Annotated in this window: 27 protein-coding genes and 3 pseudogenes; 6 read left to right on the top strand and 24 right to left on the bottom strand. The window is 38.9% G+C overall.

Going from position 1 to position 23,144, the window contains the following annotated elements; all coding sequences use genetic code 11:
- Positions 1 to 24: 24 nt before the first annotated feature.
- The 10 genes from ACESZH_RS09785 to ACESZH_RS09740 all read right to left on the bottom strand — a co-directional run bounded on the left by ACESZH_RS09785 (position 25) and on the right by ACESZH_RS09740 (position 6,601).
- Positions 25 to 273 carry a DUF6870 family protein gene (locus ACESZH_RS09785; protein ID WP_015568866.1) on the bottom strand — a complete coding sequence of 83 codons (249 nt, stop codon included), beginning with the start codon at positions 271 to 273 and terminating at the stop codon, positions 25 to 27.
- A complete protein-coding gene (locus ACESZH_RS09780) occupies positions 254 to 634 on the bottom strand; it encodes a type II toxin-antitoxin system PemK/MazF family toxin (protein ID WP_373215322.1) in 381 nt (126 codons plus the stop codon). The genes ACESZH_RS09785 and ACESZH_RS09780 overlap by 20 nt, the downstream gene beginning before the upstream one ends.
- 432 nt (positions 635 to 1,066) lie before the next feature.
- Positions 1,067 to 1,465: a sigma-70 family RNA polymerase sigma factor gene (locus tag ACESZH_RS09775; protein ID WP_373215324.1), complete on the bottom strand. Its 399-nt coding sequence runs from the start codon at positions 1,463 to 1,465 to the stop codon at positions 1,067 to 1,069.
- Between the two features lie 431 nt (positions 1,466 to 1,896).
- On the bottom strand, positions 1,897 to 2,823 hold the full coding sequence (trxB, locus tag ACESZH_RS09770) for a thioredoxin-disulfide reductase (RefSeq protein WP_117677480.1): 927 nt from the start codon (positions 2,821 to 2,823) through the stop codon (positions 1,897 to 1,899).
- A gap of 17 nt (positions 2,824 to 2,840) precedes the next feature.
- Positions 2,841 to 3,164: a thioredoxin family protein gene (locus ACESZH_RS09765; RefSeq protein ID WP_181991610.1), complete on the bottom strand. Its 324-nt coding sequence runs from the start codon at positions 3,162 to 3,164 to the stop codon at positions 2,841 to 2,843.
- Positions 3,165 to 3,494: 330 nt separating this feature from the next.
- A complete protein-coding gene (locus tag ACESZH_RS09760; RefSeq protein WP_373215327.1) occupies positions 3,495 to 4,268 on the bottom strand; it encodes a NifB/NifX family molybdenum-iron cluster-binding protein in 774 nt (257 codons plus the stop codon).
- Positions 4,269 to 4,370: 102 nt separating this feature from the next.
- A complete protein-coding gene (locus tag ACESZH_RS09755; RefSeq protein ID WP_373215329.1) occupies positions 4,371 to 4,952 on the bottom strand; it encodes a 4Fe-4S binding protein in 582 nt (193 codons plus the stop codon).
- Positions 4,949 to 5,149, bottom strand: coding sequence for a 4Fe-4S binding protein (locus ACESZH_RS09750; RefSeq protein WP_373215332.1), 201 nt, complete (start codon positions 5,147 to 5,149; stop codon positions 4,949 to 4,951). Before ACESZH_RS09750 ends, ACESZH_RS09755 begins: the two co-directional genes overlap by 4 nt.
- Before the next feature lie 119 nt (positions 5,150 to 5,268).
- The gene (locus ACESZH_RS09745; protein ID WP_373215333.1) at positions 5,269 to 5,595 is read right to left on the bottom strand and encodes a hypothetical protein; all 327 of its coding nucleotides are present in this window, start codon (positions 5,593 to 5,595) and stop codon (positions 5,269 to 5,271) included.
- Positions 5,596 to 5,680: 85 nt separating this feature from the next.
- Positions 5,681 to 6,601, bottom strand: a complete 921-nt coding sequence (locus tag ACESZH_RS09740) for a hypothetical protein (protein WP_373215334.1) — start codon at positions 6,599 to 6,601, stop codon at positions 5,681 to 5,683.
- Positions 6,602 to 6,735: 134 nt separating this feature from the next.
- On the opposite strand from ACESZH_RS09740, the gene ACESZH_RS09735 reads away from it, so the two are divergent.
- Positions 6,736 to 7,395 (top strand): Crp/Fnr family transcriptional regulator, encoded by a 660-nt coding sequence (locus ACESZH_RS09735; protein WP_373215336.1) that lies wholly within the window; start codon positions 6,736 to 6,738, stop codon positions 7,393 to 7,395.
- Between the two features lie 111 nt (positions 7,396 to 7,506).
- Here the strand turns inward: ACESZH_RS09735 and ACESZH_RS09730 are convergent, their stop codons facing one another.
- The 14 genes and pseudogenes from ACESZH_RS09730 to ACESZH_RS09665 all read right to left on the bottom strand — a co-directional run bounded on the left by ACESZH_RS09730 (position 7,507) and on the right by ACESZH_RS09665 (position 20,262).
- On the bottom strand, positions 7,507 to 9,198 hold the full coding sequence (locus ACESZH_RS09730) for an FAD-dependent oxidoreductase (RefSeq protein WP_373215338.1): 1,692 nt from the start codon (positions 9,196 to 9,198) through the stop codon (positions 7,507 to 7,509).
- A 1-nt stretch (position 9,199) separates the two neighbouring features.
- Complete coding sequence (locus ACESZH_RS09725) at positions 9,200 to 9,520, bottom strand: rhodanese-like domain-containing protein (RefSeq protein ID WP_005421613.1); 321 nt, start codon at positions 9,518 to 9,520, stop codon at positions 9,200 to 9,202.
- Between the two features lie 12 nt (positions 9,521 to 9,532).
- On the bottom strand, positions 9,533 to 9,838 hold the full coding sequence (gene trxA, locus ACESZH_RS09720) for a thioredoxin (protein ID WP_005421612.1): 306 nt from the start codon (positions 9,836 to 9,838) through the stop codon (positions 9,533 to 9,535).
- Positions 9,839 to 9,930: 92 nt separating this feature from the next.
- Complete coding sequence (locus ACESZH_RS09715; protein ID WP_005421611.1) at positions 9,931 to 10,677, bottom strand: SDR family NAD(P)-dependent oxidoreductase; 747 nt, start codon at positions 10,675 to 10,677, stop codon at positions 9,931 to 9,933.
- Between the two features lie 153 nt (positions 10,678 to 10,830).
- On the bottom strand, positions 10,831 to 10,989 hold the full coding sequence (locus ACESZH_RS09710) for a rubredoxin (RefSeq protein ID WP_005339874.1): 159 nt from the start codon (positions 10,987 to 10,989) through the stop codon (positions 10,831 to 10,833).
- Positions 10,990 to 11,083: 94 nt separating this feature from the next.
- Complete coding sequence (locus ACESZH_RS09705) at positions 11,084 to 11,458, bottom strand: desulfoferrodoxin family protein (protein ID WP_373215340.1); 375 nt, start codon at positions 11,456 to 11,458, stop codon at positions 11,084 to 11,086.
- Positions 11,459 to 11,485: 27 nt separating this feature from the next.
- Positions 11,486 to 12,166 (bottom strand): annotated as a pseudogene (locus ACESZH_RS09700) (L-lactate dehydrogenase); the annotation flags it as partial.
- A 36-nt stretch (positions 12,167 to 12,202) separates the two neighbouring features.
- A pseudogene (locus ACESZH_RS09695) lies at positions 12,203 to 12,655 on the bottom strand (IS66 family transposase zinc-finger binding domain-containing protein); the annotation flags it as partial.
- Between the two features lie 197 nt (positions 12,656 to 12,852).
- The gene (tnpB, locus tag ACESZH_RS09690) at positions 12,853 to 13,191 is read right to left on the bottom strand and encodes an IS66 family insertion sequence element accessory protein TnpB (RefSeq protein WP_370826073.1); all 339 of its coding nucleotides are present in this window, start codon (positions 13,189 to 13,191) and stop codon (positions 12,853 to 12,855) included.
- Positions 13,185 to 13,601, bottom strand: coding sequence for an IS66 family insertion sequence element accessory protein TnpB (locus tag ACESZH_RS09685; RefSeq protein WP_373215342.1), 417 nt, complete (start codon positions 13,599 to 13,601; stop codon positions 13,185 to 13,187). The genes tnpB and ACESZH_RS09685 overlap by 7 nt, the downstream gene beginning before the upstream one ends.
- Positions 13,602 to 13,843: 242 nt before the next feature.
- A complete protein-coding gene (gene ltrA, locus ACESZH_RS09680; RefSeq protein ID WP_373219904.1) occupies positions 13,844 to 15,109 on the bottom strand; it encodes a group II intron reverse transcriptase/maturase in 1,266 nt (421 codons plus the stop codon).
- Positions 15,110 to 15,662: 553 nt separating this feature from the next.
- A complete protein-coding gene (locus ACESZH_RS09675) occupies positions 15,663 to 18,224 on the bottom strand; it encodes a response regulator (protein ID WP_373215347.1) in 2,562 nt (853 codons plus the stop codon).
- 5 nt (positions 18,225 to 18,229) lie between these two features.
- Positions 18,230 to 18,592: an Hpt domain-containing protein gene (locus ACESZH_RS09670; RefSeq protein ID WP_069409856.1), complete on the bottom strand. Its 363-nt coding sequence runs from the start codon at positions 18,590 to 18,592 to the stop codon at positions 18,230 to 18,232.
- A 17-nt stretch (positions 18,593 to 18,609) separates the two neighbouring features.
- Positions 18,610 to 20,262: a diguanylate cyclase gene (locus ACESZH_RS09665; RefSeq protein ID WP_373215351.1), complete on the bottom strand. Its 1,653-nt coding sequence runs from the start codon at positions 20,260 to 20,262 to the stop codon at positions 18,610 to 18,612.
- 160 nt (positions 20,263 to 20,422) lie between these two features.
- Between ACESZH_RS09665 and ACESZH_RS09660 the strand changes: the two genes are divergently transcribed.
- From ACESZH_RS09660 to ACESZH_RS09640, 5 genes and pseudogenes are all read left to right on the top strand, one after another.
- Positions 20,423 to 21,901 carry a GntR family transcriptional regulator gene (locus tag ACESZH_RS09660; RefSeq protein ID WP_373215353.1) on the top strand — a complete coding sequence of 493 codons (1,479 nt, stop codon included), beginning with the start codon at positions 20,423 to 20,425 and terminating at the stop codon, positions 21,899 to 21,901.
- Between the two features lie 4 nt (positions 21,902 to 21,905).
- Positions 21,906 to 21,983, top strand: coding sequence for a rubredoxin (locus tag ACESZH_RS09655; RefSeq protein WP_373219902.1), 78 nt, complete (start codon positions 21,906 to 21,908; stop codon positions 21,981 to 21,983).
- Positions 21,958 to 22,275 carry a hypothetical protein gene (locus ACESZH_RS09650; RefSeq protein WP_373215355.1) on the top strand — a complete coding sequence of 106 codons (318 nt, stop codon included), beginning with the start codon at positions 21,958 to 21,960 and terminating at the stop codon, positions 22,273 to 22,275. The genes ACESZH_RS09655 and ACESZH_RS09650 overlap by 26 nt, the downstream gene beginning before the upstream one ends.
- A gap of 5 nt (positions 22,276 to 22,280) precedes the next feature.
- Positions 22,281 to 22,643, top strand: coding sequence for an EamA family transporter (locus ACESZH_RS09645; RefSeq protein WP_373215367.1), 363 nt, complete (start codon positions 22,281 to 22,283; stop codon positions 22,641 to 22,643).
- Positions 22,644 to 22,711: 68 nt separating this feature from the next.
- Positions 22,712 to 23,065: pseudogene (locus tag ACESZH_RS09640) on the top strand (GNAT family N-acetyltransferase); the annotation flags it as partial.
- Positions 23,066 to 23,144 lie beyond the last annotated feature (79 nt).

Raw genomic sequence — 23,144 nt, 5'->3', positions numbered from 1 at the left:
CCCCTCAATCTTACCAGTACTTTTTCAGACACTCAGAAGCATATTCTCAAATGCCTGCTCCATAGATATACCGTTATTTGCAAATCTGACTTTTACTTTCATATTACCGATCCGGACCAGATAAGGATTTCCTACTTTATTCAGAAAAATATCTCTCCGTTCCTGAAGCGATTTATTTCTGTCTGCTTTTATCATCCGTAGATCAGTCATTTCATTGATATCTACATCACTGAAATCCTGCTCCAAATAATTTCTATATTCCTCTGCCGTCATGCACTTCTCCTTCCATTCCCATCTGAATCCGTACTGCTTTCAGTACCCGATCCAGGCTCCACTTATTTACTCTTCCGCATTTCTCAATAATGCATTTTGTAGAAATGCTCATAACCTGTTCAGCCAATGCCAGGCTTCCTTTTCGGATCCCTGTCATATCGTATTTACTGATAAAAACATGTGTTGGTAAATACCGCTTCTTATATATTCTTGATGTCAGCGGAACTACTGTAATGACTGAACTGTATGTATTAGCTTTGTTGTTACTTACTACGATCACCGGTCTTACTCCTCCCTGAACCGAAGTTGTCGGGAACATACCGAGATTCGCCCATAAAATATCTCCTCTTCGAATCGTCACTTGTCATCTCTCCAATCTTTTTAATTTGTAAAGCATTCATAGCGCTATATTGGCTCCACAGGGATACGGCAGAGTTCCTTTCCAAACTGGAAAGCTCTGCCGCATAACCTCTATAGCCAATTTGATTATTAAACAGTGCTCGCTCGATTCTATTTATCCTCGATACCCCGAATCGTTACTCCCGCATATGCAGGAAGGGAATAATAACCTGCCCGGATGCATACTCCGGACCACAACCTAAAAACTCTCGTTTCCAGGCTCTGGCAGTTCATAGGTTTACCAGTTACAGACTTCTCAGGGTCTGCAAGTGTATCGCATCTCACACATGTCATCGCATCACCAGCCTGCCGACTAGCTTTGGTCAGTGCTTTTTCGCAGTATTATTAGCTCTAAAAAGTTTCTTACGTCTTATAATCCTATAGCGGCATCTTCCTAAATCCCCATAATCTCTGCCATCTGTGTCTGTGTCTTGTTTTCAAAGAAAATGCCATAAATAATCATGCGTTCCTCGGTATTCAGCTGATCGATCACTTTATGAATATCCTGCTGTTCCATTTTCGTCAGTACACTGTGCTCCACGTCGCAATTCAGATCTGGGAAATCCTCAATCATGAATCCTTCTCCATCAATGGATTGTCCACTGTAAGGTACCTCCCGTAGCATCTTATCCACGACTTTCCCCTGTTCGTTCTTAATCTCAACTTTTTTTGCCTTGCTGCTTCTGTAAAAATTGTTCATCGCATACGCAACTTCTTTTGTAATCTCAATCATTTCTCCATCAATATTTGCGTAGTACTTTCCTTCATAAAAATATGGGTGTTCAATATACATATCCGTTCCTCCTGAATTTGAAATCTTGTTGCTCGTTTCAAATCCAGAAGGCGGACCTCTGTTTAGAATCATGCCTGCTCCGCCTTTATCCTGCCGGGACATACCCGCAGTTATTGGCTGAGAAATTAAGGCACGAAAAAAAGCCCCAGTAGTTTTTTCTTAACTACTGAGGCTTTCGTCTCTTTCTTGTATTCAGTTATCTATGCCTTCTTTCATCAGCATAATCATTGTATCAGGATAAAGTTCACAAAGTATCCGCAATACGTTCCCATAAGTTCATGTCATTATTAGAATCGTACATATTTCAGTGTAAAAAGTTCAGTATTCAAATTCTGATTATTTATAGTAAATATGGTCTATCAAAATGACTATTTTCTGTTTCATTATTTAACTTAACCAAACAATTCCTATGCATAAAGGCGGAATTCACTTTACATTTTCCCTATATATTTTTCTGCCATATGTACTGCCATAGCACCATCTGCAACAGCTGTTACTATCTGACGAAGTAACTTTGTTCTGACATCTCCTACAGCATAAACACCTGGAATACTCGTTTCAGTATTTTCACCTGCTACAATATATCCTTTATTATCCAGTTCTATCTGATTATCTAAAAAATCTATTGTCGGTTTTCTTCCTATGCTCACAAACAAGCCGTCACATTCTATAATGTTTTCTTCTCCTGTAACTGTATCTTTCAACCGCACACCAGTCAATCGTTCTCCATAAAGCAGTTCTTTTACTGTACTATTCCATCGAAACTCTATATTTTCAGTTTTCATCAGCTGGTCATTGTAAATTTTTGTTGCACGTAATGTATCTCTTCTATGAACAATGATAACTTTCTTAGCAATTCGACTTAAAAGAGTAGCATCTGATACAGCAGAATTTCCACCACCAACAACAACCACAATCTTATCTTTATAAAACATACCATCACAGGCGGCACAATAAGCAACTCCATGACCTATCAATTCTTTTTCTTTATCAAGACCAAGTTCTCTTGGATTTGCTCCTGTAGCTATCACTACTGTTTTCCCAATATAAATTCCCGAACTAGTTTCTACTCTTTTAAGTTTTCCTGCTAAATCCATATTAAAAACTTCTGCATATTCACTTTTAGCACCATATTTTTCCGCCTGTTTTTGCATTTTCTCTGCCAATGAAAATCCGTCAATTCCATTTTCAAAACCAGGATAGTTATCAATCTGCCATGTCAGTGACATCTGGCCACCTGCAGATAATTTTTCTAAAACAATTGTTTCAAGTCCTGCTCTGGCTGCGTATAATGCTGATGTATACCCACCAGGTCCTCCTCCCACGATAATCATATCGTAAACATGATTTTCATTCATACAACAGTCCTCCTATTTTATTTTTCCAAAGCTTCATTAATAAAGTTTTCTATCATTTTTTTTGATTCGGGTGCAACAATAGAATCTATTGCCTTTCCATCTCGATATAAAACCAGTGTAGGAATTATCTCAATCTTTTCAGCTTCTGCAATCTGTGGTTCTTCATCAATATTTACTTTTCCTGCAATAAGAATATCGCTGTATTCTTCACTTATTTTTTCATAAGCTGCTCCAATTCTACGGCAATAACCACACCAAGGTGCCCAGAAATCAACCAAAACCAGTTTTTCCTTATTAATTAATTGTCCAAACTTTTCTTTATTTATATTTATTGATGTCATATTTTTTTACCCCTTCTCCTGTTTGAACTTAATATACCGCATAAAAGATCTTGCTTCCGTGATGATATCACAGAAAAGACAATTTACTTTATTACGCTTCTTTTTATTTCTATTTACGGCATATGCAAGTTATATAATTGACACATCTCAATAAATTAAGTATACTCCCGTCTTTGACAGTTACAAAAAGCTGGGAGTTTTATACGTTCAATTCATTACTTTCGGCAAGTAGGAAATAATCAATATGAAAATAACAAAAAAGGATGCGCTACGGTAACTTCTCCATTACCTTGGCACATCCTTTCGTATTATTATTTTTTACTATTCTTCTTAATGACAGCTATGGCTTCCACATCCGTGCTCACCACAGGTATGTCCTTCCCCGTGGCTGTGCTCATGGTGAGAGCACTTCACATCCGGATTGTAATCCAGTGTTTCATTAATAAAGGCTTCTACTGCTTCATCCGCATCTCCGGAAACTCCTCCGAAAAGCTTAATACCGGCTGCCGCTAATGCTGTCTGTGCACCGCCTCCGATTCCGCCACAGATCAGAACATCTGCATTCAATGCACTAAGAACTCCCGCCAATGCACCATGTCCGCTTCCATTCGTATCTACTACTTCTGAATGTACTACTTTTCCTTCCTCTACATCGTAAATCTTAAATGTCTCTGTGTGTCCAAAGTGCTGGAAAATCTGTCCATTTTCATATGTTACTGCTATTCTCATGATACCTTCTCCTTTTTCTTCTGCATATTTTTTGTATATTTCCTGTTTATAACATCCTCCAAAGCTGCAGTTGCTGCTCTGACCGTCACAGATTATGAAATCCCCACCCTCAATTCTAAGCGGATGTCCATCAATAAGTGCATCTGCTATTTTCTTCCTGGCAATCTCGTAAATCCGTTGAACTGTTGTTCTTGCGACTTGCATAGATGCTGCACATTGCTCCTGACTATAACCTTTCTTGTCCAAAAGACGAATTGTCTCATACTCATCTACCGTCAGAACAATAGGTGTTTTTTTCTCAGTATTATCTGCCGGAAGGAATTCTAAAATATTGGGGAAATGACAGACTTTTCTGCATTTTACTGGTCTCGGCATAAACTGCTCCTTTCTTGCTTTTCTTATATAATAGCCTTATAAAAGGCATATGTCAATAACGTTTTTGACATATGCCTTTTATGTATAACCTAATAGTATTACTTATTTTCCATTATTTTTTAATTTACAGATGCCCTGCGTCATTGTCCCCATTGGACAAAATGCACACCAGGTTCTTGGCTTATATAACACCATTACGATCAACCCTAACAGCAGAGATGTAAGCATCAAACTATAAAATCCAAAACTAAACTGTGCCACCCAATCAGCTACTGTTCCTGCAGTGTATGTCCATCCCCATGGAACACGGAAGGTCCAGAATAGTTTGATGGCTTCACGCAAGGAGGATGCTCCGGCACCAACTAAATATGTCTGAAATACCATGTTACCAAACATTGTAAGGAAAAATATCAAAAAGCCATATCGGAACCATTTTGAACTCATCCATCTCGGGGTTGGTTTATTTCTTGAACATTTTAAATCTCCACCAAGCTTACTAAAAAGCTGGCCACGTCCACACAAATGATTACAGAAAAATTTATTTCCACCGAATATTGCTATTCCTAACGGCACCAGGAAATCAATCATCCCAAACCAAGCGAACAAAATATTAAAAAAACCAAGAGCAAAATAAATGATCGCCCATATCCATAAATAATCATACCAATGCTTCTTTTTCTTCACACTGTTACCCTCTCTTTCAGTTCAATACAGCCTACTGGACAGGACTTTGCACATTTTCCGCATCCTACACACAATGTTTCTTCTACTACCGCATAGCACCCACGATGGACTTTAACCGCTGCCAACGGACAAGTATTTTCGCATACTCCGCAGGCAACACATCTTTTTTTATCGACACTTGCCACTCTTTTTGCCAATGCTTTGTTCCCCTTTCAAATTTGTTATCTTTATTGTACCTGAAAAAGGTAAATTCTTCTGTGATATTATTACATAAGAATTTACCTTGACCGCTAATAACTAAAAAGACATATTTTTATTATACATCACTTTTATGTTTATATATGATGTTTAGAATCTCCTCAATTGTTTTAATAATTATTTTTTGTTTTTCTTTCATTGTTATAGATTTGCTTTCTTCTTCAGATAACGAAGAATAAAGGTGGATAGTATTAGCATGATGCCATATCTCATCGCAAATTTTCTCAATTTCATCAGCACTCCGAAATGCCTGGTCTGTTTGCATTTGCAAGTGTTCTCGTTGCTCTTCCAGATGATTCATCTGTTCTAGTAACCGATTCCTTTCTTTCTGCAATTGATCATGTTGTGCTTGCAGTTGATCCATTTGTATTTTAATTTCGCTCATCTTTTCTTTCTGTCTCCGCATAAGCATCATCAAATATACAACTACAAATACAAATAATAGTATTATGTACAGCATAAACTTCTCCTCACGACACATATATTTCGACTGTTTTCCGCAAATCAACTATTGATAATGGCATAGAAAGAACAGTTAGTTTTCCTGAATTCTTTTTAATCTCAACAGCATCAGGATTGCCTGTGATTAAAATTACAGGTGTTGTCCTGTCCGCACGCCATGGCTGATTCGGTTGGCTCGTCATATCTTCGGTAACAATCCAAAGATCCGGCTTATGTCTGCCTAATTTTGTTTTAGCACTTTCTGGTGTGTAAAACAGCATGATCTGATCTGAAATAAACTGCAATGTTTCTTTTAATCCTTTTGCATAACGTTCACTGCCACAGACTAGTGCAATAATAGAAGCAGCTTTCTTTTTTTGTGTTACCTGAACAAAATCCAAAACTGGTGTATTATAGAGACTAAAGTCTTTTTCCAAATGAACTTTATCATAATAACTCTTTGCTGCCTTGCACATCCTCAGACAAAACTGTTCTATGTCTATACGAATATCGTTTCCGTTCTCCTGTATGTTCATACTGTCCAACTGACAAACTGACATTCCACAGTTTAGTCCAAGATGAAAGCGTATACTATTTTCATCATTCAAAAATCCTTTATTTTGATGAAGATATTCACATCGAAGCTGCCAACAGCGTTCTCCGCAAATATATGGCTTTTCACCGGATTGAGATAGTTTAAAGTAGTCCCCTGCATATTCATCAAACCAGCGAATATACTGGGTTCCCACATCACGGGTCGGATTCTTTTGCCGATCCAGCATAACCCGGCCATCTCGATAATGTTTAACAATTTCCGGGAAAGCAATACCTCCGCAAATATCTGGCAAAGTCAATGCCAATGCCAGTGCAGACTGCCATCGTCCATCTACAATATTCAGTTCTACTTCTTCAATTCGGTCCAAAAATGTAAAACTGACATCTCCCTGCATTATTTATCCCTCCCTCATATTTACAACCGTCATGTACTATAGTCAGTATATTTTTATTTATGGCATATGTCAATTATGTAATTGACGCATCTTAAAAAAGTAAGTATACTATGTTCATAAAGGAGATAACTATTATGAGCTTCGAAAATTATTTTTCACTATGGAATGACTTAAATACAGCACAGAAAAAATTAATTTCAGACAATTTAATCACACAGGAGGTAAAAAAGGGAACGATCATTCACAACGGAAACCTGGATTGTACTGGATTATTACTGGTTAAATCCGGGCAGCTTCGAACTTACATACTTTCAGATGAAGGACGAGAGATTACACTTTACCGTCTGTTCGATATGGATATGTGTCTTTTATCCGCCTCATGTATCATGCGATCCATTCAATTTGAAGTAACCATTGAAGCAGAAAAAGATACGGATCTTTGGATCATCCCTGCTGAAATCTATAAGGGCATCATGAAAGAATCTGCTCCTGTCGCAAACTATACCAATGAGTTAATGGCTACCCGTTTTTCTGATGTCATGTGGCTGATTGAACAGATTATGTGGAAGAGTTTGGATAAGCGTGTTGCTTCATTTCTTTTAGAAGAAACATCCATTGAAGGAACAAATGAACTGAAAATCACTCACGAAACTATCGCAAACCATCTTGGTTCCCACAGGGAAGTTATCACTCGAATGCTTCGATACTTTCAAGGCGAAGGACTCGTCAAACTCTCTCGCGGCAAAATAACAATCCTTGATTCGAAAAGACTGGAAACACTACAAAGATCATAAAACGTTTTTTTCTCTAAAGAATCCTCCATTTATCAGAATTATGAAAGTCATTCTAATAAATGGGGGATCTTTTTATACTACAATCAAACTATAAAAATATTTTATTTATTTCTAATAATCCATACCACATGCATATGATCTTTCAATCAGTGCATGGTCATTGACCACTGCATCATAGAAACGAAATCCGCCGGAAAAGTTGTATGTTTCATATCCATTTCCTTCCAAAATACGGCTTGCAATATAACTGCGTAGCCCACTCTGGCATATCAGGTAAACAGGCTTTCCCTTCTCAATTTCATTGATACGTTCCCTTAGTTCATCTACAGGAATGTTTTTGAATCCATCCATATGCCCCCTGTTAAATTCACCTACCGTTCTCACATCCAGCAACACAACACTTTTATCTCTAAAAATCTTATCCATATCTTCCAGATGCCATTGTTTTAAGGTACCTTTTGCTATATTGTCTATCATGAATCCTGCCATATTTACAGGATCCTTGGCAGAGGAATAAGGCGGTGCATATGCGAGATCCAAATCCTTCAGCTGGGTTGCCTTCAGCCCTGCATGAATTGCTGTTGCCAGCACATCAATACGTTTATCAACTCCTTCATATCCAATAATCTGAGCGCCAAGCAAACGATAGGTCTCTTTTTCAAAAACCACCTTCATGGTCATCACTTTTCCACCAGGATAGTAACCGGCATGACTCATAGGAGAAAGAATTACTGTATCTACCTCTAATCCTGACTTTTTGGCATTGGTTTCATTGATACCTGTAGTGGCTGCTGTCATATCAAACACTTTTATAACGGAGCTTCCCTGACTGCCCAGGTAACGACTATCACCGCCACAAATATTATCAGCGATGATTCTGCCCTGTTTATTGGCTGGTCCTGCCAAAGAAATCAGCGCATCATTACCCGTAACATAATGTTTTACCTGAACTGCATCACCTGCAGCATAAATATCCGGTACAGAGGTTTCCATTCTGTCATTCACTACAATACTTTCCTTGATGCCAAGTTCCAGACCGGCTTCTTTTGCTAATACTGTGTCTGGTGTGACTCCGATTGCCAGAACTACCATATCAGCCTGAAGGGATGGATTATCTTTCAACAGGACCTCCACTCCGTTGTCTTTTTCTTTAAATCCTTCTACTGTATAGCCCAGTACCAGTTTTATCTCATGCTTTCTCATTTCATTATGGATCATGGATGCCATATCCGGGTCAAAAGGGTTCATCAGCTGCTTAGGCCGCTGGACAATCGTAACATCCATGCCAAGCTCCCTCAAATTTTCTGCCAGTTCCAGACCAATAAAACCGCCACCTGCCAATACAGCCGATTTTGGATGATTCTTATTTATATATTCCTTTATCCGAAAAGTGTCTTCTACAGTACGAAGTGTAAAAAGTTTATCAATACCTACTCCGGGAAGTCTCGGCTGTGTTGGCTTTGCACCTGGAGAGAGGATCAGCTTATCATATTTTTCTTCAAATATCTCACCATTCTCTAAATTTTTCACTGAAACCGTTTTACGTTCCGGATGTATGGAGATAACTTCATGATGAATTTTCATGTTAATACGGAAGCGTTTAAAAAAACTCTCTGGTGTCTGTAGTGTAAGTTCTTCCGGGTCTGTGATCACGTCTCCAACATAATATGGAAGTCCACAATTTGCATAGGATATGTATCCGGATCTTTCAAACACAGTAATTTCAGCATGTTCATTCAGTCTGCGTATTCTTGCTGCGGCTGTAGCTCCTCCGGCTACACCTCCTACAATTATTACCTTCATCTTATTTTTCCACCTTTCCTGAGTAAGCTGCAATGCCACCGATATTATTTACTTTAGAATATCCCATTCGTTGCAGTATCCCAGTTGCCTGGCGGCTTCGTGAACCGGAATAACAGTATACAAACAGTGGGATATCCTTATTCTTCGCTACAGAAGCAATATTGTCAAGTTGCTGCAACGGCACATTTTTACTTTCTGGTATATGTCCTTCCTGATATTCTTGCGGTGTACGTACATCCAGCAGAACTGCATCATCAGTCCTTTTATATTCTTCTATGCCTTGATTAATATTTGACTGTTTAAAGAGATCAAAAAATCCCATTAGCACACCTCCCTAAAGCATTTCTAAAATCGCATTCTTAGGTCTCGCCCCTGAAACCTGCTGTACAATCTTCCCATTCTTCATAACCACTAAAGTCGGAATGCTCATAATACTGAACTTATTTGCCAGTTCAGGCTCTTCATCTACATTAATCTTTCCAACTTTAATATCTCTACGCTCACTTGCAATCTCCTCTACAATAGGTACTACCATGCGGCAAGGCGCACACCAAGATGCCCAAAAATCTAAAAGAACGGGTTTATCGGAATTCAGTACTTCGTTCTGAAAATTATTTTTATTGATATTAATAGCAGACATTTTACAGTTCTCCTTATCTTTTTCTTTTTGTAGATTTATTATAGTCTTAATTTCATTTATTTTCCGTGATTACATCACCATACCTCATTAACTTAACTTCTTGCCATACCATCTACACTTAATATAACACCTGTAATGTAACTCGCCTCATCTGAAGCAAGAAACACAAACGCATTGGCAATATCTTCTGGCTGTCCAAGACGACGCAATGGAATTCTTTCAATCATAGGTTCGATAACTTCCTTTGGCACGGCCTTCATCATATCAGTTTCTGTAATCCCAGGTGCAACAGCATTAACACGAATACCTTTAGGTCCTAGTTCTCTTGCTAATGATACAGTCAATCCGTTTACTGCAAACTTCGATGCCGGATAAGCAAACCCACTTGGCTGTCCCGAAATACTCACCATGGAAGAAGTTGAGAGAATGACCCCCTTGCCTCTTGCCACCATACATTCTGCTGCTACACGAGTAGTATTAAATACTCCTTTTACATTTAGATCCATGACTTTATCAAAAGTCTCCTCTGTATAATCCATAAATGAGGTGTTTTCTGAAATCCCTGCATTATTTACCAGTATGTCGACACATCCATATTTTTCAGTTGCCTCTTTAAAAGCCTTTCTGACAGACTCCATGCTTGCCAGATTTGGACTAATTCCAGCAACTATTGCATTGGGATATTTTTCTTTTAATTTATCTACAGCAACATCTGCCGATTCCTGTGAACTTGCTGCCAACACAACTGAAGCACCTTCCTTCAAGAATTTATCAGCTGTAGCAAATCCTATACCACGGCTTCCACCCGTAATGATTGCAACTTTATCTTTTAATCTCATTTAGACTACCTCCTTACTTTGTTTGTAGTTACATTATAAGCAAAAGGTAAATCATTTTCTGTGATATCATCACAAACTATCGCAATAAAAAACCCTGTTGCTCACACGCACCAGGGTTTTTGTTTATCTATCCGTATTTAAATAATCAGAATTTTATTCAACTTCTGAAAACTGATCTTTTCCAACATTACATAATGGGCATTCAAAATCTTCTGGAACGTCCTCCCACTTTGTTCCTGGTGCAATACCACCTTCAGGATAACCTTCCTCTTCATCATATTCCCATCCGCAAACGTCACATACATATTTCATTAGTTTGTTCCTCCTTATAAATATATTAATACCCAGCATATATTACTGTTGTATCTGAATTATTTTGTAATCTTAGCACGAAAGTCAAGTGTTTTTAGCATTTCCAGAGTCCATGAAGATTGCAGTATGCGTATACTTCTTCTACATATTCTCCATCGCAAAGACAAAAATCTGCTACCGGCTCCTGCCCTGGATTTAACTGTTTTCTGTATATTCCCTGGTTTGTATTTAATGTAATCCACTCAATGAAATGCTCTTCAAGCATTGGATGTTTTGTCTCTCCGACCACGACATGAACATGACTGCCTTCTACCGTATATACAGGTACATGCTTCTCAATAGCAGCATCTGTCACTCCGGCTTTTAATTCCTGCATAGGTTCTCCGCAACAAATTACAGGTACACCCTTATCCTTTATCTTTTCAACAATGTTTCCACAATGCTTACATATATAATACTTTACTTCCATGCTTTTATCTCCTTCCATGTGTAAAATTTATAATTCAATTGTTTCTATAATCTTTTTTAAAGAATCTGCGGATTCCTTAAGCTTTAACGCTTCCTCTCCACTTAAATTAATAGGTATATCAGACTCAATGCCATCTGCACCTACAATAGCCGGCATACTTAACGATACTCCGTCAATGTCATATACTCCATGAATCATATGCGATACTGGGAGTATTGATTTTTCATCTCTCATAATCACTTCGCAGATTCTTTTTACAGACATTGCAATTCCATAATATGTAGCGTGCTTTTTGTTTATAATCTCATAAGCACTGTTCTTGACTGCTGTAGCTATTTCTGCCGTGGTTTCCTTGTGCTTGTAATGTCCACGCATTTCACACATTTCACTCAATGGAACACCGGATACATTGGCTGATGACCATGCTACAACTTCACTGTCTCCATGCTCACCTACTATAAATGCGTGAACACTCCTGCTGTCCACAGATAAATGCTCACCAAGCTTATATCTTAATCGTGCACTGTCTAACACTGTCCCCGATCCAATAACCCTGTTTTCCGGAAGTCCTGATAACTTTATGGCTACCTGTGTCAAAATATCTACCGGATTCGCTACTACAAGCATGATACCCGCAAAATTTCTCTTTGCTATTTCAATTGCTACATTTTTATTTACTAGATCAAGCCTTGTCTCTCCCGGTTTTTGCCTGACCGGAATATCCTGAAGCCTGCACTGCGGGCACTCATAGCTCTTACTGTAGTATTCATATACTTTCAGTTTTGCCGGTACAAAAACCAGTTCCCGGCGGACAAACTCTTCCCCGATTTCTTTCAGCGGGGTACCACAGACAGGGCAGAGTTTCTCTTCCTCAGAAAGTTCCAGATACTTTTTTTCAACAGGCACTCCCTTAAAACGCTCAGCATCTGTAGCTCTTGCTTTTCGCTTTTTTGCTGTTTTTTCTGGAAGAAGTGCTTCAAGATCCTCTGCTTTTGCAGCTTCTGGATCCTGTTCCAGTTCCGCCTCATTGAAAAAGTTTAACTGGCCTGGAATATCGAAGGTTCTTTTTTCGCTGGAGGTGCCAAACAGTTTTTTACGGAGAAGGTCTATCTCTTCTTTCAGATTATCCCGTTCCTGGGTGAGAGCCTCTTCCCGTTTATTGGCAGCATCGACAGTTGCCTGAAGTGTTTGTATCATTTTTTTGAGATCGTTTATCATGTCCTTCAGCTCACGGAGCTGGATATCTTTGGAACTGTCTGCCACTGCTTTTTCCTCCTGTTTCTGATGGTTCTATTATACCAGAAAACAGCGGATTTTCCCAGTAAAACAGCGGATTTGCTGGACTTGAAAATGCTGAAAATACAGTAAAAAATACAAGTTTTATGTGCATCTTTTTACGTGGTTCTGATTGCCTTGGGCTGCTCGATATCAATGCCCGACATCAGCCAGTCGAATTCCCGCCATGTAAGGTTACGGACTTCCGATTTATTCCTTGGCCATCGGTAAGATCCCTGGGCGGTCAGCCTTTTGTAGATCATGACGATCCCGTCTGGTTCTTTTAAAATGGCTTTGATCCGGTCACATTTGCGGCCGCAGAAAAGAAAAAGTGCATGGTCGATCTCCATCGAAAACTGTTCCTGAATGATCGCACATAATCCGTCAATAGACTTGCGCATATCCGTTCTGCCACAAACGATATAGATTGCATCAACACTGGAAATATCGGCTAGCATAATGACTCCTTTAGCGTATCCATAAGTATCTTCAGAAGCACTGGTTTGATCTCATTGCTCATGCGGATAAGTAATCCTTCTGCTTCGATTTCAATCGTATGTGAATTGTCAAGGTGGATAGAATTGCTTTCGTTATCTGAAATCAGTTCTGCCGGAGAAGCCTCCGGTTCTATAGCAATCTGGACCACATCCTGTTTATGGGATGTAAGATCAAGCGTGCTGGCTTTTCCAATAGGTTCCGGTATCTGGCAGGCTTTTTTTCGGAGACGGGTAACTGCATTGTAAAAACAGCTGGGTGATATCCCATGTTCATTACACCATGCAGCATCTGTCAGACCGCTTTGCCTGCATTCGGTCACCAGAGCCATCCATTCTTCCAGGGAACGCCCTGGAGCACGTTTATCACTCATAATGAAACCTCCAAATGTAGTAAATTTCTATCTCCTATCAAGCGGAGTGTAGTAAAAATCTATTTGCTATCATTATGAGTTCAAAAACGTAAATAGTAAAGCTACCCAAGATTTAAGCGCTTACCCTAAAAACGAAAAGGTGGGAATTGGAGAATCGAGTAGGAGAAAATTCCTCTTGATGAGGAATTTTCGACCTCTCACACCACCGTGCGTACCGTTCGGTACACGGCGGTTCAATCAACTTAACCTGTAACACACCTTTCGGTGTAATAATCTAACATTGAGATAAGTCCAAATGAGGCTAATCTCTTGTTTGTTATTGCTATATTTACAGCACCACAGCTACATACATGAGCATAGGCTCTTGAACAATAACCAACTTTGTATGCTGTAATCCTGTCAATTCCAAGCTTCATCAAATTCTTTGCACGATTCTGCGGAGTTTTCCAGTGTTTCCATATGCACATACGAAGTCTATACCGAATATTTGCATCTAATTTCGCACATAAGATTTTCATACTACCTATCTTGAAGTAGTTTATCCAACCTCGGATAAGCTGATTGAGCTTCTCTACCTTATAGCTGTTGCTGACGCCCCAACTACGACAGGTGAGTCCTTTCATTCTTTTCTTAAACTTCGCTACTGATTTTGCATGCGGTTTTGCCTTAAACTGATGTGCTCTTGAATCAAAGTAGAATCCAAACCCAAGGTATTTAAGTCCACTTGGTCTATCTACTTTGCTCTTAGTCATGTTGACTTTGAGCCCTAGTTTCTCTTCGATGAATCGTGAGATATTTCTCATAACTCTGTTTGCAGACATTTCACTTCCAACCATGATAATACAGTCATCCGCATATCGTACAAAATTAAGCCCTCTCTTTTCCATTTCCTTATCCAGTTCGTTCAACATGATGTTTGCCAGTAGCGGCGAAAGGTTTCCTCCTTGCGGTGTTCCCACAATAGAGTCCTCATACTCATCATCTATCATAATTCCGCTGACTAGGTATTTCCTAACAATAGAGATGACATCTCCATCTTTAATCGTTCTACCAATAATAGTCATCAACTTATCATGATTTACTGTGTCAAAGAACTTTTCCAAGTCAATGTCTACAATCCAGTCATTACCATCATTCATCATTTCGAGTGCTGTTAGGATTGCTTGCTGTGCACATCTATTCGGTCTGAATCCGTAGCTATGGTCATGGAACTGTTCCTCATAGATTGGTGTTAAGACCTGTGCAATGGCTTGTTGTATGAATCTGTCTGTTACTGTTGGTACTCCCAGGTTTCTGACACCACCGTCTGGCTTTGGTATCTCCACTCTTCGTACTGGTTGAGGTTTATATTTTCTTGTCCTCAACTGTTCCTTGATAATTTCGCCGTCCTTTACAAGATGTTCTTTAAGTTCTGTGTACTTCATTCCGTCCACTCCCTCGGCACCTTTATTTCGTACGACTTGCAGATATGCTCTGTTGAGATTATCGCTGGATAGTATCTGCTTCATTAGACTACTTGTGTCCATGCGTTCTTTCCTTTCCGTCTCGCTTGATTTGACCACCCTTTTCCCGATTGGTTACGGCAGATGTTGTCATTTCTGCAATACGAGACATACTCAAACTTATTGATTGTTCGCCCCTTCGCTCCATCTCCATTACAGAGACTTCTTCGCTACTATGGGCTCGGCTGACTTCTCACAGTTCGTTGTTACTAGGCTAATGAAACCTCTGTGAGACCTCCACGCTTAAGGTGCACGCTCTTTCCTCTCATATATCCGCCACATTTACTCGGTTCCTACAAACGGCAACTTTACGGCTTTGTCTTATTTAGCAGACTTACCAAGCGGAACCTAGCCTCATATGTGATTTCTGTCCGTCGGACCAAGAGTTTGCTTACAGCTTCCTTCAGATTCTACCTTACGATAGACACCCTTGCTGTTCAGCTATACACTTCCTTGTCGCCTAGGCGTGTTCGGGACTTTCACCCGTTAGAGCGCGCCCATGGCGCGCAAACTAAATATAAAAGCGCGTGTCTTCGTACACGCGCTTTTATGGATAGATTTAAATTAAAAATCTTTTTAATATGCGAGTCAATTCTATATCATCGATTGGCTTTGCCATATGAGCATTCATACCGCACTCCAGACAATGCTGTATGTCATCAGAAAAAGCATCTGCACTCATAGCTATAATTGGAACAGATAGGGCATTAGGATGATTCAGTCCACGGATAGCTTTTGTGGCCTCATACCCTGTCATATGCGGCATCCGTATATCCATAAGAATGGCATCGTAATATCCCTCTGGTGATCTTTGGAACTTGTCCAGACAGATCTGGCCATCTTCTGCCCAATCCAGTTCCACGCCTAAATCGGAAAGTAATTCTTTAGCGACTTCCCAGTTTAGTTCATTATCCTCAGCAAGCAGAATACGACGTCCGGATAGATCGATATTGTGGTTCAATGTCTGATCATTTTCTGTTTCAGCGCCCATATACTGACGCAAAGCATGATACAGAGTGGATTTAAAAAGGGGTTTGGAAATAAAACCACTAATACCTGCTTCACGAGCTTCCGCTTCAAATTCACTCCAGTCATATGCAGAAATCAGCAAAATCGGCACTTCATCTCCCAAATTACGCCGGATTTCTTTTGCAACTTGAATCCCATTCATACCAGGTAGTTTCCAATCCAATAGAATGATTTGATAATCATCTCTCTTTTGGTGGTGTTGGGTAACCAGTTCTATCGCCTTTTCTCCACTCAATACCCAGTCGGCATTGATGCCGATGGTTTTCAGCGTGTCTATCGCTGTCCTGCAGAGTAATTCATCATCATCAACTACCAACATATTCCAGGAAGGAAGAACCATATCCATTTCCAGTGCAACCGCTTTTTCAAAATCAAATGTAAGAGAAACCTCGGTACCTTTATCAAGTTCACTTGTTATATTAAGGGATCCTTCCATTGCCTCCACAATGTACTTTGTAATCGCCATTCCCAAACCAGTGCCTTGCGTTTTACTAACCCTGACTCCATCAGCACGGCTATAGGGTTCATATATTCTTTTCAGAAAATCTGGCGACATACCAATTCCATTATCCTTGACCTTGATATGGATTCGGATATAGTTTTCTCCTTTCGGAGATTTTTCTTCAGAGAGGGATAGTTGTATCGAACCCCCCTCCGGTGTATACTTCGTTGAATTCGATAAAAGATTTAGCAAAACCTGATTCAAGCGTACACCATCGCACCACACATTTTCTGTTAAGATATTTTCCACATGTATGTCAAAGGTTTGCCTTTTTGCCTTAACCTGTGGCTGCATAATATTAACAATTCCTTCAACAACTTCCTTTAATGAAATTTGTTCTGTTGTTAAAGTTAATTTCCCACTTTCAATTTTAGACATATCCAAAACATCGTTGATCAGCCCTAATAGATGTTTACTTGATAATGTAATTTTTCTAAGGCAATTCTGTACCTGTTTCTGGTCATCTATGTGGGCTGTGGCAATCGCGGTCATGCCGACAATTGCATTCATGGGTGTACGAATATCATGGCTCATATTTGCTAAAAATTTGCTTTTGGCTGTGCTTGCTTCAAGAGCTATCTGCCGGGCCTTCTCCAATTCATGCACCTGAGAACGGGTTATGGAGAAATACCGAAGAAAAATTAATGTAAGAATGATCAAAATAGAAGCACAAGATAACAATGTCATAAACATACGCTGGGTGCTCAGATTATTTATGATATCGTCCAATATACTATAAGGCATTACCGATACCAAATACCACTCAGAATAAGGTAATGGTATACCGTATATCTGATGCTCTTCACCATTTACGTCAACCGTTGCAACATATTCTTCACGTTTTTTTAGTGCAGCACCAAATTCTTTAATTGAACTTTCTTCAGATAACTCATTTGCTGTAGAATCAAGCTGCTTTTGTAGTTGTTTAAAGAAATCCCCCAACTCCGTGTTGGGGTTCTGTATTACAAAACTACCGTCCGGCCTGATAATATGGTAATACATCAGCTGCTCTTCATCCTCTAAAGAAAGGAAATCGCCGATGTACTCCAGTGGGACGGCTGCTACCAGTCCAGTGCTCATACTGCCATCCTGCATAGGGTAAGTCGTAGCGTCAGCGCCAAACAATGCCACTTCATTGCCGGCAGAATCAATGCCTACAGCGACTCTTTGTTCTCCTCGTACTAATGCTTCTACAAAGGGCTCTGGGTTCAGTGGCTGTACTGATTGTCCATAAAGAGTCTGAAAATTTCCATCAGCAGAACAAAGTGCTAAATAGTCAAAGTTCCTGACCTGTGCCCTGTAAACAAGTTCCTCATATAACTTTTCTTTATTGTTATTATCTGCTGAGACAACAGAAACAATGCCGCTGACCTGATCAAAACGCAACTTAATAACAGTTTCAAAGTGTCTGGACATTTGTTCATTCATTCCAGACATATAAATTTGACCAATTTCGTAAACGGCCTTTTCACTCTTTCGACTCATATAGATTCCGAGCAGACTAAACACAATAATACTAAAAATTAAAAGCCCAATGAAACTGTATATTAGAAAACGTGTTGTAGAATCCTTGGTTTTACTATTTCTCATTGATGTTATTCCTCCCTGGAATTCTTAAAATCTTTAATAACATTGATGGTTTCATAGTAATCCTTTGATAATTTCGGAATCATATCGACAGCCTTACTCCAATCGTTTCCTTTTAATGCGTTAGTTACCAAACTACTACTTTCAAACAATCTGGTAAATGAAAGATTTTGACAAATTCCTTTGAGTGTATGAACGGCTCTTAGAGCCTCTTCATAGTCCTTATTCTCCATAGACGCTTCAAACAAATGAAAGCTTTTATCGTCCAGGAACTTATACATAAATTTCTGAACGCTTTGCTCACGACGCAGTCTACCCAGCACTTCATCAAAATCGCCGCCAAATTTTATATAACAATCTTTTAGATTCATAATTACAATTCCTCCCTTTAAATGCTGTCTGCGCTGCCCAACATTTCGTTTAGAAGACAAAGGGTCACCTGATTTTTTTGTTTTTTTGATTGATACATCATATTGTCTGCTACTTTGAACAGTTTTTTTGCGGTTCCGCTTCCATATGCCCCACCTATGCTTACAGACATATGTAGTTCGGGATGTCCATCAATTATCAGACTATCAACAGAATGCCTGATCCTCTCCAGTTTTTTCTCAAATATCTCTTGGGGTATACTGAAAAAGATGATTACAAATTCATCGCCGCCATAACGGATAACTACATCTGTTTTTCGCACACATGATAAAACGGTTTGTGCAATGCTCTGCAATACAATATCGCCAACATCGTGGCCATAATTATCATTGATGTGCTTAAAATTATCTACATCTATTACGACCATTGCCTGAATATAATCTGCGCCTTGAAAATGCTCGTCATAATAGCGGCGATTGTAAACACTGGTTAAGAAATCAATATATAATAATTGCAGTTGCTCCTGTTTGTGAGACAAGACGGTGTGTTTTTCATAGGAAAACAACCTGTCGTAATCTACTTCATTTCTTATATCTTGAATGCTTTTCGTCTCCTGTTCAGAAGAGGTATCCATAAACTCACTTTCAAGTGTCTCAGCAATTTCTTGTAGACACAGTAAAAGTGTAGGATTAAATGCACCACATTGTCCTTCTAAAATCATTTTCAAAGCTTCTCCATGTGAATAAGCTTTCTTATAGCAGCGCTCACTGGTCAAGGCATCATATACATCGGCCAGCGCAACTACCTGAGCGGCAATGGGAATTTCTTCTCCCTTTAATCCGTCCGGATAACCATTGCCATCATACCTTTCGTGGTGCCATCGGCAGATCTCAGAAGCCACTTTAATAAGCGGATTTTCGCGCTGCTCTATGGACAGGTCTAATAGCATGTTAGCACCGATCACTGAGTGCGTTTTTATCACTTCAAATTCCTCTGCCGTAAGTCGGCTGGGTTTATTTAATATTGCATCTGAAATTGAGATTTTCCCAATATCGTGCAGCGCAGAAGCAGTGCTGATCAAAGAAATATCTGCTTTAGACAAAGGATATTGATCTGTCAGCTGAACCAACTGCTTCAGCAAATATTTTGTAATTGTATTTACATGCAGGATATGTAGGCCGCTCTCTCCATTACGGAATTCCACAATATGAGACAGAATTGAGATCATCAGCTTACTATTCTTTTCCTGCTCGTGAAATTGTTCTGCAATAATTTTTTCAAGGCGCTGCTGCCTTGCGTATAAAAACATCGTATTAGAAATTCGACGCTGGACAATGGTTGAATCAAAAGGTCGGCTGATATAGTCAAAAGCCCCTAAATCATAGGCCCTCTTTATATTAGCAGGAGTGTCATCAGCAGAAATCATAATAACAGCGAAGGTGTCATTCCAATGGTATTTGTTTATGTAAGCTAATACTTCAAATCCGTCCATTTCAGGCATCATAATGTCCAGAAGCAAAAGGGAGAAATCTGCTCTTTGCTTTGAAAGGAGAGAAATTGCTTCCACACCATTCTCAGCCTCTACCACATCATAGTGCCCTTCCAAAATATCCACCAATAGAGCTCGATTCATCTCTGAATCGTCCACAATTAAAATTTTTTGTTTATCCATGATACTTAAGCTCTTTCCTAATAATTTTGCATTTTTATTATAATTGTTATCCTAACATACTGGCAATGTCCATATTGGTAAGGTGTGCAAATAGGTAAGCGTTTTTTATACTGACAAAATAGGTTCACCATGATATAATCAAGCAGATAGGAGGCAAGTTATGAAACCACAAGAGACCAAATTTGAATTTGTATATAATGAAATTAAGCAGTGTATTTTAGATGGACAGATACCTCATGGAAATGCCTTGCCATCTTCAAGGATGTATTGCGAACAATTCCATGTTAGCAGATATACGATTAACCGTGTTTTCGAAGCATTGAGGGCGGAAGGACTGGTTGATATTCAGCCTCGCCTTGCGCCGATTGTTATTTCAACAAAAGATACCTGTAATTCATCAAGCACTGTTTTTGAGATTCTAAAACAAAAGGATTGTATTTTACAGGTATATCAAACTTTTGCCCTAATACTGCCTTCACTTTTGGTTTTTTCCTTACAGGGATGTGATGTGGAGATAATGCCCCACTATAAGCAGGCTATGAAAGCATTGCGTTTAGGATATACTGCTGGTGGATGGCGTCCTCCCTCTAAATTAGGATATGAGATATTAAGAATAGGCGGTAATTCCCTATTCAGCGAACTCTACTCTACGTTTGGCCTTTATAATAAACTTACATTCTTTACAGAGGAGTGTACTTACTTCTCTAAGCATTTTTCACAGGAAGCGGTATCTGTAGCCAATGTCATTCCAGATGTCTTAAAAGGCGATGATCCATACATAAAGTACAAACTGCTCTCAAATATGTATCAGAAACTTACGGAATTCATCGAAAACACCTTAAATTATCTGTCAGAGGTCACCCCAAAATGTCATTCACAAACTGGTTTGAGATTTTCATGGAATCCCATGCGTGGTCAGGATTATTGTTACTCAAAAATTGTTGATGACTTGAACCTAAAAATCGATCTTGGAGAGTATTCTGTTGGAATGTTTCTTCCATACGAAAAACAGCTGGCCAACCAGTATGAGGTCTCTATATCGACTGTCCGAAAGGCATTATCAGAACTCGAGCAAAGAGGTTTCGTAAAGACATTAAATGGTAAAGGTACTATAGTGATAGAACCGGATGATACGAAACTTCATCAGCTGGCTCTTAATTCCGGATATGTAGAAAAAGCACTACGTTACCTTCACGCTTTGCAGTTAATGGTACTAATTATTCGTCCTGCCGCTTTAGCTGCTGCTCCACAGTTTACTAAAGAAGAACTGGACGAGTTGGCAGATAGATTTACTTCTTCTGACTCTATTTATTTGTCGGATATTTTGAAAGCCATAATGAGAAATACCACGTTAGAACCTTTATATGTTATATTGTCTGAAACCAATCATCTTCTTGAATGGGGGCACCATTTTGCTTATTATCCTTCCAAGAAACATACACTTTCACATCTCAACAAGCAAGTTATTCTTGCGCTTCAACGGTTAAGGGAAGGTAATGCAGATTCCTTTGCGGATGGCATAGCAGATTGTTATCGTTACAATTTGAGTCGTATGAAGAAGCATATGGTAGAAAAACATAAATTTTATCATGTAGCTAATATTCGGGTTCCAGAAAAATATCCACTCCCTGCGGAATGAATAAATGAAAGGAAAATGTAAAATGAAATATATTTGCGATGTTTGCGGATATGTCTATGATGAAGCTGTCGGCGATCCTTGATAATGAAGAATGGATATTTATACGAAATTTGAAGGCTAATGCCAATCTATATGCGTATCAAAATAATGTTTTTTCGGTATACGATCTATATAAAACTTGTTTAAACCATGCTATTGAATTAGGAAATAAAACATTGATTGCCGAAATTCTATGTTCATTAGGATGGCTTTGTCTTGATATAGATTTAAATCATGCTGAAAAGTATTATACAAGTGTAGCTCGTTACGATTCACAATATAAAATGTTGGCTTTTTATAATTTAGGAGCAACTATGATACAGCATAAGGACTAACCTCGATTTTAGCGAAAATAGGAATTGAGGGTGTTAATTCCACATTAGCAACAGCCATTAGAACAATGGTAGTACTTGTAATGGCATGGATTATGGTGTTTGTTTCGGGAACATATTCTGGAATTACTGATATTTCAAGGAAAAGTTGGATTTTTATTATTTTATCAGGACTTGCAACAGGGGGCTCTTGGCTTTGTTATTATAAAGCATTACAAGTAGGTGAAGCATCGAAAGTAGTTCCTATAGATAAGATGAGTGTTGTGCTCGCGTTGATACTTGCTTTCATATTTTTACATGAACAATTCACTTGGAAATCAGCAATTGGATCAATTCTTATTACGGTAGGAACCTTGTTTATGGTGTTATAAATATAAAAAATATGAAAAGAGTTGGATGGTATCAGCCCTACAACTTGAAATTTGCGAGAAACTTAAAAATGATTATTAGAGATTATCAACCATCGGATTGCAAAGAAATAACTGAATTGTTTTATAATACAGTCCATACAGTGAATGCAAAAGATTATACAAAAGAACAATTGGATGTATGGGCAACAGGACAAGTGGATTTAGAAAAATGGAACCAGTCGCTTCAAGAACATTACAGCATAGTTGCTATTGAAAATGAAGTTATTGTAGGTTTTGGGGATATAGACAAAACGGGGTATCTTGACCGACTGTTTGTTCATGCCGATTATCAAGGAAAAGGTATTGCAACTGGTATTTGTAATCAACTGGAACAAACTATTCAAGGAAATATTACTACTCACTCTTCTATTACAGCGAAGCCATTGAGGCTGTAAAAAATCTTGTGTCTTTGGAAAGTGAATCTTTCTGATAAGAAATAGATATGTAAGGTTTTGCTGTCGA

Source organism: Ruminococcus sp. 5_1_39BFAA (genome assembly GCF_964240875.1).
GTDB lineage: Bacteria > Bacillota > Clostridia > Lachnospirales > Lachnospiraceae > Blautia_A.
Note: the sequence above shows the minus strand (reverse complement) of the source record. Positions and strands in the feature narration are given on the sequence as shown.

Coding starts and splice junctions, on each gene's coding strand:
- ACESZH_RS09675 (WP_373215347.1), bottom strand. CDS start 18,224: ATGAGAAATAGTAAAACCAAGGATTCTACAACACGTTTTCTAATATAC.
- ACESZH_RS09765 (WP_181991610.1), bottom strand. CDS start 3,164: ATGACATCAATAAATATAAATAAAGAAAAGTTTGGACAATTAATTAAT.
- tnpB (WP_370826073.1), bottom strand. CDS start 13,191: ATGCTAGCCGATATTTCCAGTGTTGATGCAATCTATATCGTTTGTGGC.
- ACESZH_RS09670 (WP_069409856.1), bottom strand. CDS start 18,592: ATGAATCTAAAAGATTGTTATATAAAATTTGGCGGCGATTTTGATGAA.
- ACESZH_RS09650 (WP_373215355.1), top strand. CDS start 21,958: ATGATGAAGCTGTCGGCGATCCTTGATAATGAAGAATGGATATTTATA.
- ACESZH_RS09685 (WP_373215342.1), bottom strand. CDS start 13,601: ATGAGTGATAAACGTGCTCCAGGGCGTTCCCTGGAAGAATGGATGGCT.
- ACESZH_RS09710 (WP_005339874.1), bottom strand. CDS start 10,989: ATGAAATATGTATGTGACGTTTGCGGATGGGAATATGATGAAGAGGAA.
- ACESZH_RS09740 (WP_373215334.1), bottom strand. CDS start 6,601: ATGCAGGGAGATGTCAGTTTTACATTTTTGGACCGAATTGAAGAAGTA.
- ACESZH_RS09715 (WP_005421611.1), bottom strand. CDS start 10,677: ATGAGATTAAAAGATAAAGTTGCAATCATTACGGGTGGAAGCCGTGGT.
- ACESZH_RS09660 (WP_373215353.1), top strand. CDS start 20,423: ATGAAACCACAAGAGACCAAATTTGAATTTGTATATAATGAAATTAAG.
- ACESZH_RS09725 (WP_005421613.1), bottom strand. CDS start 9,520: ATGGGATTTTTTGATCTCTTTAAACAGTCAAATATTAATCAAGGCATA.
- ACESZH_RS09760 (WP_373215327.1), bottom strand. CDS start 4,268: ATGCCGAGACCAGTAAAATGCAGAAAAGTCTGTCATTTCCCCAATATT.
- ACESZH_RS09730 (WP_373215338.1), bottom strand. CDS start 9,198: ATGAAGGTAATAATTGTAGGAGGTGTAGCCGGAGGAGCTACAGCCGCA.
- ACESZH_RS09775 (WP_373215324.1), bottom strand. CDS start 1,465: ATGTATATTGAACACCCATATTTTTATGAAGGAAAGTACTACGCAAAT.
- trxA (WP_005421612.1), bottom strand. CDS start 9,838: ATGTCTGCTATTAATATCAATAAAAATAATTTTCAGAACGAAGTACTG.
- trxB (WP_117677480.1), bottom strand. CDS start 2,823: ATGAATGAAAATCATGTTTACGATATGATTATCGTGGGAGGAGGACCT.
- ACESZH_RS09665 (WP_373215351.1), bottom strand. CDS start 20,262: ATGGATAAACAAAAAATTTTAATTGTGGACGATTCAGAGATGAATCGA.
- ltrA (WP_373219904.1), bottom strand. CDS start 15,109: ATGAAGCAGATACTATCCAGCGATAATCTCAACAGAGCATATCTGCAA.
- ACESZH_RS09785 (WP_015568866.1), bottom strand. CDS start 273: ATGACGGCAGAGGAATATAGAAATTATTTGGAGCAGGATTTCAGTGAT.
- ACESZH_RS09705 (WP_373215340.1), bottom strand. CDS start 11,458: ATGGAAGTAAAGTATTATATATGTAAGCATTGTGGAAACATTGTTGAA.
- ACESZH_RS09655 (WP_373219902.1), top strand. CDS start 21,906: ATGAAAGGAAAATGTAAAATGAAATATATTTGCGATGTTTGCGGATAT.
- ACESZH_RS09745 (WP_373215333.1), bottom strand. CDS start 5,595: ATGAGCGAAATTAAAATACAAATGGATCAACTGCAAGCACAACATGAT.
- ACESZH_RS09735 (WP_373215336.1), top strand. CDS start 6,736: ATGAGCTTCGAAAATTATTTTTCACTATGGAATGACTTAAATACAGCA.